The organism is Paenibacillus azoreducens, assembly GCF_021654775.1.
Classification (GTDB): Bacteria; Bacillota; Bacilli; order Paenibacillales; family Paenibacillaceae; genus Paenibacillus_AQ; species Paenibacillus_AQ azoreducens.
Window position 1 is genome coordinate 6,700,001 of the sequence record NZ_AP025343.1, and the last position, 14,014, is coordinate 6,714,014.

Annotated in this window: 11 protein-coding genes; all 11 read right to left on the minus strand. The window is 50.0% G+C overall.

The window, feature by feature from the left end:
* Nucleotides 1-541 precede the first annotated feature (541 nt).
* The 11 genes from tnpA to rfbC all read right to left on the minus strand — a co-directional run bounded on the left by tnpA (nucleotide 542) and on the right by rfbC (nucleotide 13,989).
* Entirely contained in the window at nucleotides 542-1,030 is a 489-nt protein-coding gene (gene tnpA / locus L6442_RS30175; protein ID WP_212979554.1) for an IS200/IS605 family transposase, read from the minus strand.
* A 191-nt stretch (nucleotides 1,031-1,221) separates the two neighbouring features.
* Nucleotides 1,222-2,955, minus strand: coding sequence for a transglycosylase domain-containing protein (locus tag L6442_RS30180; RefSeq protein ID WP_237100132.1), 1,734 nt, complete (start codon nucleotides 2,953-2,955; stop codon nucleotides 1,222-1,224).
* A gap of 128 nt (nucleotides 2,956-3,083) precedes the next feature.
* Nucleotides 3,084-3,710 (minus strand): hypothetical protein, encoded by a 627-nt coding sequence (locus L6442_RS30185; protein ID WP_212979552.1) that lies wholly within the window; start codon nucleotides 3,708-3,710, stop codon nucleotides 3,084-3,086.
* 228 nt (nucleotides 3,711-3,938) lie between these two features.
* On the minus strand, nucleotides 3,939-5,051 hold the full coding sequence (locus L6442_RS30190; RefSeq protein ID WP_212979551.1) for a sensor histidine kinase: 1,113 nt from the start codon (nucleotides 5,049-5,051) through the stop codon (nucleotides 3,939-3,941).
* Nucleotides 5,052-5,071: 20 nt separating this feature from the next.
* Nucleotides 5,072-5,779: a response regulator transcription factor gene (locus tag L6442_RS30195; RefSeq protein WP_212979550.1), complete on the minus strand. Its 708-nt coding sequence runs from the start codon at nucleotides 5,777-5,779 to the stop codon at nucleotides 5,072-5,074.
* 155 nt (nucleotides 5,780-5,934) lie between these two features.
* Nucleotides 5,935-7,947 carry an NAD-dependent DNA ligase LigA gene (gene ligA, locus L6442_RS30200; RefSeq protein ID WP_194233857.1) on the minus strand — a complete coding sequence of 671 codons (2,013 nt, stop codon included), beginning with the start codon at nucleotides 7,945-7,947 and terminating at the stop codon, nucleotides 5,935-5,937.
* 293 nt (nucleotides 7,948-8,240) lie between these two features.
* Nucleotides 8,241-10,574: a DNA helicase PcrA gene (gene pcrA, locus L6442_RS30205; RefSeq protein ID WP_212979549.1), complete on the minus strand. Its 2,334-nt coding sequence runs from the start codon at nucleotides 10,572-10,574 to the stop codon at nucleotides 8,241-8,243.
* A gap of 67 nt (nucleotides 10,575-10,641) precedes the next feature.
* Nucleotides 10,642-11,319 (minus strand): heptaprenylglyceryl phosphate synthase, encoded by a 678-nt coding sequence (pcrB, locus tag L6442_RS30210; RefSeq protein WP_373871827.1) that lies wholly within the window; start codon nucleotides 11,317-11,319, stop codon nucleotides 10,642-10,644.
* 215 nt (nucleotides 11,320-11,534) lie between these two features.
* A complete protein-coding gene (rfbD, locus tag L6442_RS30215) occupies nucleotides 11,535-12,404 on the minus strand; it encodes a dTDP-4-dehydrorhamnose reductase (RefSeq protein WP_212979547.1) in 870 nt (289 codons plus the stop codon).
* Nucleotides 12,404-13,423 carry a dTDP-glucose 4,6-dehydratase gene (rfbB, locus tag L6442_RS30220; protein ID WP_212979564.1) on the minus strand — a complete coding sequence of 340 codons (1,020 nt, stop codon included), beginning with the start codon at nucleotides 13,421-13,423 and terminating at the stop codon, nucleotides 12,404-12,406. Before rfbB ends, rfbD begins: the two co-directional genes overlap by 1 nt.
* A 17-nt stretch (nucleotides 13,424-13,440) precedes the next feature.
* Entirely contained in the window at nucleotides 13,441-13,989 is a 549-nt protein-coding gene (gene rfbC / locus L6442_RS30225; protein WP_212979546.1) for a dTDP-4-dehydrorhamnose 3,5-epimerase, read from the minus strand.
* Between the last annotated feature and the right edge of the window lie 25 nt (nucleotides 13,990-14,014).

Sequence of the window (14,014 nt, forward strand, 5' to 3'; positions counted from 1 at the left end):
ATCACGCCGTGCTCTTAGCTAAACCTGATCGATGAAGTTTCTTGAACGCTTCCTGCACCGATGGACCGAGCCTGAGTTTACCCCTTGGCAGAAGGTATAAGCATCTATCGCATACTCTCATAGAAGACAGAACCGCATCTATCTGATGTTTCTCATGCAACACCGGGATGGCGTTTCCTCGAAACCTCTGTTCCACCTGATAGCTTAATCTATCGGTGTACTCCCAAAAAAGGCAGCCAGTGTTTGGCAAGAGTTTTCTTACGATATAATGATGTGGCTTCTTGAGGCTGATCCTTTCTTATAAGAAAAACGTCTATCGCGTACTCTCTAAGAAGACAGACCGCTTTTAGCGGATGTTTTTCTTGCGATATCAGGATGCGCTTCCCCGATGTTTATACTTTCTGCTATCTTAAATCAAAACCACCCGTATAACGGGTGGTTTGCTCTGCGGCTGAAAGCCTTTGGTACTGGCCAGCCCTTAAAGGGCATAGAATGATTCGCCAACTGCACTACTTTTCCGGCTACCCCTAAAGGGGCTCTTCTATTTCTTCTTCTTTCGATTCTCTTTGGTTTCTTCTCCTGTAAATGGATCAATGTATTCCATCATCGTTATCTGTTCCGCGACGATATCTTCCTGTAATTGATTTCGGATATACTCTTCAATTACTTTCTTGTTCCTTCCGACGGTATCCACGTAAAAACCTTTGCACCAAAATTTCCGATTTCCATACCGATACTTTAAATGCGCATGTCGATCAAATATCATTAAGCTACTTTTCCCTTTTAAATATCCGATAAATGCGGACACGCTTAACTTGGGTGGAATACTCACTAACATGTGAATATGATCCTTGCACGCCTCTGCTTCAATGATTTCTACGTTTTTTCTTTCGCATAATTGCCTCAATATTTTTCCGATATCTTGTTTTAACTTCCCATAGATCACCTGGCGTCTATACTTTGGGGCAAACACAATGTGATACTTACAATTCCATTTTGTATGTGCTAAACTGTTCACATCAGATGTCATCTGTATTCCTCCTTATGTTCGATAAATTCGGTTGGCGAACCAAATTTATTGTAACATTGGGAGGAATTTTTTTTGATACATCGCTTGAAGCTCTCCTGAACCATACGCATAGCGTATGGTTTTCTTTTCACAAAAAATAGCCAGCCAGAGTATTCTGGCTGACCGACACAACTCGCACGAGCTTCTTATAGCTACCTGCCTTCCAACGCTTTGCTCATGACTTCCGAAAACAGGGCGGCAGCCATCCCGCTTCCTGCCATCATGTAATGATCCTTATCCGTACGGTCGAATCCCATCCACACCGCCCCGGTCCATTCCGGTGTATAGCCGACAAACCATAGATCCCGATTTCCCTTCCTGCTGATTCCGGGCAAATCCAGTTGGGTTGTTCCGGTTTTGCCTGCAACCGGCCGGTTCATCCTGGCCCTTTTGCCCGTACCATCATTAACCACGCTGCGCAGCATGCTCGTCATCTGCTCTGCAGTATATGGGGAGATAACTTGATGCGGATTCGATTGATGCTCGTAAATCACATTGCCTTTCGAATCTTTGATTTGGCGCACCATATGCGCCTCGCGAAATACGCCTCCGTTGGCAAAAACACTATAGGCTTGCGCCATTTTCAAGGGGGATACCCCTACATGAAGTCCTCCCAGCGCGATGGAAAGATTGCGATCCTCTTTAGGCAGCTTTATTCCCAGTTTGGCAGAAAATTCACTGGCTTTGGCTATCCCAACCTGCTTCAGCAACCATACGGCAGGCGCATTAATCGACTGTTGAAGGGCCATTCTCATCGTAACCAGCCCCCGATATGCTCCGTTCAGATTTTCAGGCTTATAACTTCCATAGGTCATCTTCTGATCCGGGAGCATGCTGTCAGGTGAAAACATGCCGCTTTCCAGCGCCGGTCCGTAATCGATAATCGGTTTGAAGGCGGAGCCTGGCTGGCGCGCATCCACAATAGCCCTGTTCAGATCTCCCGAACTTGGATTCCGTCCGCCTGTTAGCGCCACCACCTCGCCCGACCGGTGATCAACGATGGCCATAGCGGACTCCACCTGCTGGCTTTTTCCGCTCGGAGGGAATAATTCCGGTTTTAAAAATGTCTCCTCCAGCACCCCTTGGGCTTTCATATTCATTCCCGTCACAATCGTATACCCTGCTGACTGCAGCTCCTGCTTCGGTTTTCCAAGCAGCTGTGAAGCTTCCGTCAACGCGGCATCAATATAAGAAGCTCCTACCTTCTTTTCTTTGACCACGGCAGGACGCTGATATTCCTCATGAAGCGCAGCCGTCATTTCTTCGCCGGTTATCAACCCCTGCTGATGCATAATATCCAATACAAGAGCGCGTCTTTGCGCGGAAAGTTCGGTTTGCTCTCCCGGATTATAGATGGAAGGCCCCTTGGGGATGCCCGCCAAAGCAGCGATTTGCATGATATCCAACTCTTTCAGATCGGCGATGCCAAAATAATGCTCTGCCGCCGCCTTTACTCCGTATTGTCCTTCACCCATATAAATCTGATTGAGGTACAATTCCAAAATATCGTGTTTCGACAACCGTTTCTCCAAAGCCAGCGCAATCGATGCCTCGTTCAACTTGCGGAGCATGTTTTTGTCCCTGTTCAGATACAGGTTCCGGGCAAGCTGCTGGGTGATGCTGCTGCCTCCTTCCGATACTTCCATCCGAAGCGCATTGTTGAATAATGCCCTCGCGATTCCCGTGTAATCCAGCCCCTGATGATGATAGAAGCGGCGGTCTTCCACCGCCAAGAAGGTATCGACAAGCAACTTCGGCATTTCCTCAAGCCTTGCCGCCTTTCTGTACCCGGATTCAGGCAGCGGGATTTTGCGCAGCACGGTTCCGTCCGAGGCCATCAATATACTCGATTCCTGAAGGACCAGTTTCTCGGGGTGATGTTTCACCACGGATTCTCCATATACATGTACATACAACAAGCCGGCTAGGAACAAAAGGGAAGCGATTACCGCGACATCAAAGGCAATATAGCAGCTTGTAAGGCCCCTTCGTTTCATTCGAGTAATCAGTTCGCTCATGGCGAAGCGATCAGGTTCTCCAGGAACCTCTCCATACCAAGCGCTTCCCGCTTGATGGCCTCCATCTTGGATTGCCCGCCGCCCTGCTGATTATCCCCAGCTTTTACGGCATCATCCAGCAAACGGATCAAGGATTTCAGCCTTAAAATCAATGCCATTACCTCTTCATTTCCCGGCGCAACCTTTGGTGCTTCCGCTTCCCTTCGGGACGATAATGGACGATCATTCGTACGGGTTGCCGCTTTGTTAATACGTTCAAGACATGCACCCATTTCCCGCAATTCTCCGATTGATGAGACTGTCAACTTCTCGAAGGAGCCTTGTTCGGCCAATTCCCCTGCCGCTTTCAGCAGCGACTTCACATCATCGGCCATTTTCTGCGAGCGCAGCATAAATATGGCGACAAATACCGTCAGAAAAATAAGGATCACCGTCGGCGTTTTGCCGATATGGTTGATCAACCAGTGGGAAAACCGCACCACAAATGCGTTAGAGTCCGACGAATAACGAGCATATACCAGCAAGAAACTTCGATATACAATCAAAAGAATAACGCCGCTGATCAGCGCGCTTCCCAAAAAAACATATAAATAACCTGCACGTACCGTCAGCAATCTTTTCAAAACCTCTACCCCTCCTTGCATAAATCCCCGCTGCAACAAAAAACTTCGGCACAAGCCGCATACAACGGGGTTTCTCAAAGCGAAACCCGGACCGGAATTCTTGATGCTTACGCTCTGAAATTGAAGGATCTTGCAAATTCCTTATTTATGAAGGATAAAGGGCAAATCTTAAGAATCATCCCATTAATTCTTAACATTCTCTTAAACTCACGCCTGACATAAATTCAGCTACCTCTTGCACAATGGAAACCGGGTGATAAAATCCGTCCGCTCATTACTGCTTTGCGCCGTAATCTTTCCTTGGTGACGGTCGATAATTCCCTTGGCAATCGCAAGCCCGAGTCCCGACCCGCCGGTATGTTTCGAACGCGAGCGCTCCGCACGGTAAAACCGTTCAAAAATATGCGGCAAATCGCCCTCCGGAATCATTTCCCCAAAATTACTGATTTTCACAATGGCTTCATCCTCGTCGCGTTCAAAAGATACCTCGAGTTTCTTGCCGCCCTTCCCATACCGGATCGCATTGGCGATCAGATTCTCATAAGCACGAACCAGCTCCTTCGGAGCCGCCTCGATCCACAATGTTTCCTCCGTATGGTCATGAACCGTATAGGTCATGTCTGCCAGATTCAGTTCCGGAACCGCTTCTTCCGTAAGCTGCCTGATAAAAGCCTTCAAGTCGAGCTTTTCCGTCACAAGCGGAAGCTCACCGCTGTTCACGCGTGTATATTCGAATAAATCATCGATCAGTTTGCGCAGCACAAGCGTTTTTTGATAGGCGATATCCGCGTAGTACCTTAGTTCCGCCTCATCCCGGCAGCGGTCCTTCACAATGTAATCCAAAAATCCGAGGATGGACGTCAGCGGCGTGCGCAAATCATGGGAAACGCCCGTAATCAGTTCGTTTTTCGCCTGAACAGCTGCCCTTTCCTCCATCAGGGAGTGCTGCAGCCTGTCGGACATGATATTAATATTTTCAGCCAAAACGCCCAGCTCGTCCGTCGTTCTCACCTCTATGCGATGAAGTTCGCCCAGTTTGGTGATCTGCTGAATACCGGATGTGATTTCTTCAAGATAAGAGATAATTTTCTTCGTAAATATGAAAAAAAAGAACAAAAAACTGATAATGCCGGCAGCCGCAAGCATCGGCGCTGACCCAATATGATTAATAATCCATCTCAGAATGGCCGTGTGCTTGCCCGTAGACGGGGCAGGATTCAAATAAAGCATGGAGTTAACCATCTGATACCCTGCTGTCAACACCCCAGCGCCCGATATGGCGCTTAACATAAATGCCCAGATAAATTTCCAGCGGACTGTACTTATGTACTTTGGATTCATATTTATGGCACCTCCAACTTTCAGGACGGTCCGTCCAGTTTATATCCCACGCCCCAAACCGTTTGCACGTAACGGGGACGTTTCGGATCGGGTTCGATTTTCTCGCGGATTTTCCGCACATGGACCATAACGGTGTTGCCCCCGTCCAAAAAAGGTTCATTCCAAACTTTATTGTAAATCTGCTCCATGCTGAGCACCTGCCCCTGATGTCTTGCCAGCAGCTCCAAAATCGCGAATTCCCGCGGTGTCAGCTTCACTTTGCGGTTGTCGACATCCACCTCGTGTTTGGCGGTATCAATCACCAAATCTTCGAATGTCAGCAAATGCTCATCCGCGGATACAGGGGTATCTTTATTAAACTGATGGTAGCGGCGGAGCTGCGATTTAGCCCTGGCCACAAGCTCGAGCGGATTAAAAGGTTTTCCGACGTAATCATCCGCGCCTATGCTGAGCCCGTTGATTTTGTCCATGTCCGTATTTTTCGCCGAAAGCATGATGATCGGGACATTGCGTTCTTCGCGGATTTTCATGCATGCGGCGATACCGTCCAGATTGGGCATCATCACATCCAAAATAATGAGGTCCACCTCTTCGCTTTCAAGCCAGCGGAGCGCTTCCGCACCATCATAAGCTTTAAGCAGCCTGTATCCTTCATTGGATAAATATATCTCAAGCAGCTTCACGATTTCTTTTTCATCATCCACAATCAGAATGGTTTCTTTTTTCATGTTAAAGATCCTTTCGCAGTTGATATCATCCACACCTCCTTTATATTAACAGAGTTTCCAGGCTAATAACGTTCATTAGACGAAAACGGCAAAAAGCCCTCGTTCACCATGCGGTTAACCAGGACTTTTGCGTGAGATTCAATAGGAAATGAAGTTTACGAATTTAAAAGGCGGATAAACTCATCCTCATCCTCAATGACCTCTATTCCGAGATTTTGAGCTTTGGCGAGCTTGCTGCCAGCCTTTTCGCCGGCAATGACGAGATCGGTCTTAGCAGATACGCTGCCGGTTACTTTTGCTCCTAATGCTTCCAGCCTCTTGGCAGCCTCGTCACGGGTCAGCTGATGCAGCGTGCCGGTCAGAACAACCGTCTTGCCGCTGAAGAAGGAATCGGTGCTTACGGCTTTCGGCGCTTCCGGCGCTTTGGCTTTTACGCCCAAGGAAAGCATCTTTTCGATGCCCGTCTTCATAAATGGATCCGCGAAAAATCCGACGATGCTTTCGGCGACAATGCCGCCTACATCCGGAAGGGCGATCAGTTCTTCTACGGTCGCATTCATGACGGCATGCAGATCGCGGAAATGGTCAGCCAGCATTTTGGTCGTCGATTTGCCGGTATTCGGGATTCCTAAGGCAAACAGGAACGAAGCGAGATCCCGATCTTTGCTTTTCTCGAAGGCCGCGAGCAGGTTGTTTGCTTTTTTTTCGCCAAAACGGTCCAGCTTGATCAGATCCTCAAACGTCAGCGTGTACAAATCCGCAGGCTCGCGCACATTCAGCTCATTGTACAGCTGCTCGGCCGTCATGACGCTGAACGTCTCGATATCCATCGCATCCCTTGAGGCAAAATGGGTAATCCGGCCAATAATTTGCGGCTTGCAGTCCAAACGGTTGTTGCAGAACAAATGAGCGCCGCGCTGCTCGAGCGGGAATCCGCATGCAGGGCAATGTTCCGGATACACAATCTCTTCGCCATCGCTATCTTCGGTCACTTTGCCCAAAATTTCCGGGATGACGTCATTGGAACGGCGGATAAAGACGCGGGTACCGAGCGCATGCTTCAAGTTTTTCCGTTCGATGTCCCCAATGTTGTTCAGCGTGCAGTTCTGCACCGTAACACCCGCCAGTTCGACAGGTTCAACGCGCGCGACCGGCGTGATTTTGCCCGTACGTCCCACTTCCCAGGAGACGGATTCCAGCACGGTCGTCGTTTCCTCCGCCTCAAACTTATAGGCGACCGCCCAGCGCGGGAACTTATCCGTATACCCCAATGCTTCCCGGGTGCGCATATCCACAATCTTCACGACGGCGCCATCAATGAGGTAATCGAGTCCCGAACGGCGCTCCTGAATATCTTCTAGTTGCTTCGTCACGTCGTCGAAGTTTTCGAAATACGAAATATACGGGTTCACCTTGAAGTGATTGTCGTGCAAGAAGTCCATCATTTCCTTGTGACTAGCAAAACGGATATTGTCGGAATAACCGACGTTGTAAAAAAACGCGCTTAGCTTGCGCTCTGCCGTTACCTTCGGATTCAGGTTGCGGAGTGCCCCGGCTGCGGCGTTGCGGGCATTTTTGAGCGGCTCTGCCGCTGTCTGGTTATATTTGTCCAGCACCGACAGGTTCATGATCCCCTCGCCCTGCACCTCTATCGTGCCGTCTTTATAAGGGATGGTAAGCGGCACGGATTTAATCGTTTTGACTTGGGCCAAAATGCCTTCGCCAACGACGCCGTTGCCGCGGGTCGCCGCCTGCACCAGTTTGCCGTCCGTATACGTCAGGTTGAGCGTCAGCCCGTCAAATTTCAATTCCACCGCATAGCTTGGCTGCGGCAAAGGATTGTCCGGATTTTTGCTGTTATAGTCCGCCACAAGTTTGGTCACACGCGTGTTCCAGTTTCCCAGCTGCTCCAAATTTTGCGCCTTGTCCAGGCTCCAGAGCGAAGACAAATGACGATGCTGCACAAAGCCTTTCAGCAGCTCCCCGCCGACGCGCTGGGTCGGAGAATCCGGCAGAACAACGCCGCTCTCCTTCTCTAAAGCTACCAGCTGATCATACAAGGCATCGTACTCTTTATCGCTGATCAGCGGTTTGTCCAGCGTGTAATAATGATAATTCAACTTGTTCAGCTCGCGGACGAGCTGCTCCATCGTAGACATTGGATCCATGCGGGGACCATCCCTCCGTCATATATAAAATAATTTCTGTTCATTCTGAAATTAGTTCGTGAATCGATGCAAGGTTGCCGCTGCGGTTACGGATCGTTCTTCCGATCGCTGCCCGCCTTCTGATTTTCTGAATTAGATTTTATAAGGTGAAAATAATTCAACAAAGCGTATGCTTCCGATGCCAGCTTTCCCGCGGAAAGCTTTTAGGCGAACGCTACCGCTTCTTCAGATCGATTCCGTCCCCTCCGCTAATCTGGCATCTGGCCCAGAACTAATGAAGTTGAGTTCTACTTCTAACCATCCACTTTGGTAATCGGCGCGAACGCAGACAGCAGACGTTTCACGCCGACAGGCGCCGGAAAAGCAATTTGCAGCTCGGTGTCGTTGCCGGCCCCTTTGATCGACACGACTGTGCCGGTACCCCATTTGCCATGGGCGACTTTGTCACCGGCTTTAAGGGTGGTTAGGTCAGACTTGCCTCCCGAAGCCGCCGGCTGCGACGTTGAAGTCGTCACCGTAACCCTTGCCTGCGAACCAACGGCCTTTGCCGTTGAACCGCTTAAGGAAGAGTTGGCGCTGCTGCGGCCGAAGTTGCTTCCGCTGCCGTTTCCATTGCCGAATCCGCGGCCGCCGTACGAGCCCCCAATATTGCCGCCACGGCCGTAACGGTCGCGGGCTACGCCGGTTTCTTCCTTAAGCTCCTCAGGAATTTCGTTCAGAAAGCGTGATGGCTGGTTAGCTGTCGTCCGTCCAAACAACGTCCGCATCTGAGCGCAGGAGAGATACAGCTGCTGCTCCGCCCGCGTGATGCCGACATAGGCCAGACGTCTTTCCTCTTCCAGTTCCTCATTATCGGAAAATGCGCGGCTGTGAGGGAATACTCCCTCTTCCATCCCGACGATAAATACGATCGGGAATTCCAAACCTTTGGCGCTGTGCATCGTCATGAGAATAACCGCATCCGTTTGTTCCTCTTCATCATCATTCATCGAATCGATGTCCGCAATCAAAGCAAGATCCGTCAGGAACGACACGAGCGACTTGTCGTCATTATTTTTCTCGAATTCCATCGTAACGGACAGGAACTCATCAATATTCTCGAGGCGCGACCTCGATTCGATCGTGTTTTCGCGCTGCATCTCGATGCGGTATTGGCTCATCTCAAGCATTTTTTCGGTCAGCTCCGTCACCGAAAGGTAATCCACCATCCGGTTCAGCGCTGCGATCATATCATAGAATTCCACCAGCGCGTTGCGCGTTTTTCCGGCAAAACCGAGATCGTCCACGACCGCAAGCACCTGGAAAATCGAAACGCCGCGTTCGGCCGCAGCCGCGGCAAGTTTGGCAACGGAAGTGTCGCCGATGCCTCTTTTGGGCACATTGATAACGCGCGCCAAGCTGAGATCGTCATCCGGGTTGGAGATAAGGCGCAGGTAACCGAGAATATCCTTAATTTCTTTACGGTCATAGAACTTGATGCCGCCGACGATCTGGTACGGAATATCGGACTTGATCAAAATTTCCTCTATGACCCGGGACTGGGCGTTTGTACGGTATAATATGGCATGATTCTGATAGGGTATGCCTTGCTTGACGTTTTTGTTGATTTCGGAGGTAACGAAATAACCTTCATCATGCTCCGAATCGGCGCGGTACACCTTGATCTTCTCACCTTCGCCTTTGTCGGTCCACAGCTTTTTCGGCTTGCGGCCGGTGTTTAGCTTAATCACTTCGTTCGCAGCGTTCAGAATCGTAGAAGTCGACCGGTAATTCTGTTCGAGCAGGATGGTCCGGGCTTCCGGATAATCCTCCTCGAAATTCAGAATGTTGCTAATGTCGGCTCCGCGCCAGCGGTAGATCGACTGGTCGCTGTCACCAACCACGCAAATCCGGTGATGGCCGTCAGCCAGCATCCGGCAGAGCATATACTGCGCCCGGTTGGTATCCTGGTATTCATCGACATGGATGTATTGGAATTTCTTCTGGTAAAAATCAAGAACCTCGGGCACTTCCTTAAAGAGCTGGATCGTCGCCATGATCAGGTCATCGAAATCCAGCGAGTTATTGCTTTTCAGGCGGCGCTGGTACATGGTGTATACCTGTGCCGCGATGCTTTCAATATAATCGCCGGCTTTTTGCTCGTATTGGGCCGGGGTAATCAGCTCATTTTTAGCCGTGCTGATGAGGGAAAGAACGGCTTTGGGCTCGAATTTTTTCGTATCCAGGTTCAAATCCTTCATGCAATTGCGGACTAAAGACAATTGATCCGTGGAGTCCAAAATAGTGAAATTGGAGTTGAACCCGATCCGGTCAATATCTTTACGGAGAATGCGCACGCACATGGAGTGGAAGGTGGAAACCCATATATCACGGCCTTCGCCGCCGACGAGCTTGGTTACACGCTCCTGCATTTCCCGTGCGGCTTTATTCGTAAATGTGATCGCCAGAATCCCCCAAGGCGGGGCTTTGCGGGTTGCGATCAGGTAAGCGATCCGATGCGTCAGCACCCGGGTCTTGCCGCTTCCCGCTCCGGCCAGAATCAGCAGCGGGCCTTCCGTCGCTTCAACGGCCTGCCGCTGCTCTGGGTTCAATTTTTGAATCGCTTGTTGTATGTCAATCGGTTGCATGCGCGCATGCTCCTTCCTAAGTGAGATTGAACTCGCACTAAATGCGATTTTGCTTTGAAAGTCCAGCCTACTTCACAGCCTTAACGGTAAGAAGCGCCTGTTCCAAATTTTCATATACCGCATTTCCGACCACGATCGTATCGCAAACGGCTGCCGCCTTGGCCGCGGTTTCTTCGTCATGAATGCCGCCGCCATAAAACAGCTTCGCGGACTGAATGGATTGATGTATTTTTTTGACCGTGTCCATGTCGCCGAAGGTGCCGCTATACTCGACATAAATAACGGGAAGAGACATCAGCTTGTCCGCCACCTGCGCATAAGCAGCGGCTTCCGCCGCTTCCAGACCGGTTTTGGCGCCAGTCAAACGGGCCACGGTTGAATCCGGATTGAGGATAATATATCCTTCGGGAACGAGCAGATCCCACGGAATCATATAACCGTATTCCTCTACGGCCCGCTGGTGCTGTCCTGTAATCCACTCGGAGTCCGCGGTGTTCATCACCATCGGTATCATATATAAATCGAATCCGGGGACAATCATCTCCAGATTGGAGACCTCAAGTACGCACGGCAGCTCAAACCGGCGCACGCGTGACATTAAATCCACCGTATTTTCAAACGTAACGCCGCTTGATCCGCCCACCATAATGGCATCCGTGCCCGACATGCATACCGCTTCCAGCGCATGATCGTCGATTTCCCGGTCCGGGTCCAGTTTAAAAACATGTCTCCATGGTTTAATCATCTGCTTCAAAGATCATTCCTCCACGACTTTTCTACATAGATCTAGTCTATGTCAGCGCAAGGGCAGTGTCAATTTGTTGTTCGTATCCAATGCGAACATTTTTAAGGAATTTCCAGAACCTCGCCAGAAGATACACAAACCTCAAAGATAGCTTCAATATAAACGTCTTTCAACAAAAAAATCTCCCGCGCGCGAGGAGACTCTTTTCATCATTATTAATGGCCTGATTGTTTCATGTGATAAAGGAAATCTTTGAGCCCTTCCCGCCAATGCCTTAAGTCGCGAAAGCCATTCGTTCTGATCGCTCCATGATCCATAACCGAATTGGCCGGACGCGGGGCCGGACGTAAAAATTGGGCCGTCGTGCATGGCTCGAGCCTGGCGGTGATGTTCAAACCGGCGGCTTCGGCCTCCGCAAAGATAGCCTCCGTAAATTCATACCAAGTGCATTCCCCGGTATTTGAGGCGTGATAAATTCCATACCGCTCTGTCTGGATCAACTCGGACAAAAATCCGGCCAAGTCTATCGTGTATGTGGGCGAACCCTTTTGATCATGCACCACCTGCACCAGCGGTTTCTCCTGTCCTAAACGGAGCATCGTTTTAACGAAATTATTTCCGTATTTCCCGTAAACCCAGGAAGTCCGGACGATAAAATAGCGGGATGATAACGTCTGTACCAGCATTTCGCCGGCTCTTTTGGACTTGCCATATACGCTTCGGGGATCGGTGTTATCGTACTCCCGGTAAGGATGAGGGGATAAACCGCTAAAAACGTAATCCGTACTGATATAGATCATTTTGGCCCCAGCTTTTTCCGCAGCCAGGCATACATTTCTTGTTCCGTCAGCATTTACCCGGTACGCTTCGTCGATATCCGCCTCAGCGGCATCTACAGCCGTATAAGCGGCACAATGAATCACTGCGTCGGGTCGAAACGCCGCCATCGCCTTTTGGCATTGTTCCAAATCCGCTACATCGAGTTCATTGCGGCCGCATCCCCGAACCTCGTGACCTGTTTGAAGCAGCACGGTTACAGTATCCCTGCCCAATTGTCCATTTGCTCCGGTCACCAATACCCGCATCAAGCTCCCCCCAGCCGCGTACCATACTGTTTGGCATAATAGGCCTGGTAATCGCCTGATTGAATGCGGCTCCACCATTCCTCATGATTCAAATACCAACGTATGGTTTCTTTGATCCCGGTCTCAAAATCATATTGGGGTTTCCAGCCAAGCTCACGGATGATTTTGCTTGCATCGATCCCGTAGCGGCGGTCATGTCCGGGACGGTCTTCCACATACGTAATCAGCGATTCCGGTTTGCCCAGCTCTTTCAAAATCTCTTTTACGATATGAATATTGGTCCGTTCATTGTTTCCCCCGATGTTATAAACTTCACCGGCACGGCCGCTGTGGATCACCAAATCAATGGCGCTGCAATGATCTTCCACGTAAAGCCAATCCCGGATGTTCATGCCGTCGCCATAGACAGGCAAGGGTTGATCTTGCAAAGCCCGGGAAATCATCAAAGGTATCAATTTTTCGGGAAATTGGTACGGACCGTAGTTGTTGGAACAGCGCGTAATGTTGACCGGAAGGCCATACGTTTCATGGTAGGCGCGGACCAACACATCTCCTCCGGCTTTGCTCGCCGAATATGGACTGTTGGGAGACAGCGGCGTTTCTTCCGTAAATAGTCCGGTTTTTCCCAGAGATCCGTATACTTCATCCGTGGATACTTGAACGAATTTGGATACGCCATATTTTTTCGCCGCATCCAGCAGCAACTGCGTGCCAAGAACATTGGTCCTAACAAAGATGTCCGGTTCCAAAATACTGCGGTCCACATGGGATTCGGCAGCAAAATTTACAACGACGTCGATACCCTGCCGAAATAATTGGTCCACGCCTTTGGCATCCGTAATATCCGTTTTTGAAAACGAATAATTAGGATGGTTCTCTACCGCCTCCAAGTTCTCCAAATTGCCGGCATACGTAAGCGAATCGACATTCACGATATGATAATCCGGGTGCTGGCGAAGCATGTATAAAATAAAATTGCTGCCGATAAAACCTGCCCCGCCGGTAACAAGAAGTCTCATCATAGACATTAGGCCTCCTAATCGAAATTCAGTTCCGCATCCTGCAGCAGCGGGTGACGCCCGTCTTTGTCCGACAGGATCGGATCGGAGACCGGCCAATCGATTCCCAGCGCCGGGTCACTCCATAAAATGCCCCGATCATGCTCGGGGGAATAATATTCGTCCACCTTGTACAAAACCTGGGTATTCGGTACAAGCGTGCATAATCCATGCGCAAAACCTTGGGGAACAAGCAGCTGCCGATGGTTATATTCGCTCAGGATCACTCCGAGCCATTGCCCGAATGTGGGCGAACCGCGGCGGATATCAACGATCACGTCATAAATCGCGCCTTTGACGACGCGGACGATTTTGGTTTGCGCCTTGGGATTCAGTTGATAATGCAGCCCGCGGATCACGCCGGGTTCCGCAGACAGTGAGTGATTGTCCTGAATAAACCGGAATGAAATCCCCTGTTTCCCAAGTACAGCTTCGTTGTAACTCTCCATAAAAAAACCCCGGTGATCTCCATGGACAACCGGTTCAAGCAAACATGCACCCTGCAGCTCTAGAGGAGTTATTTTCATATTGACTTAGGCGCCCTCCTTTCGT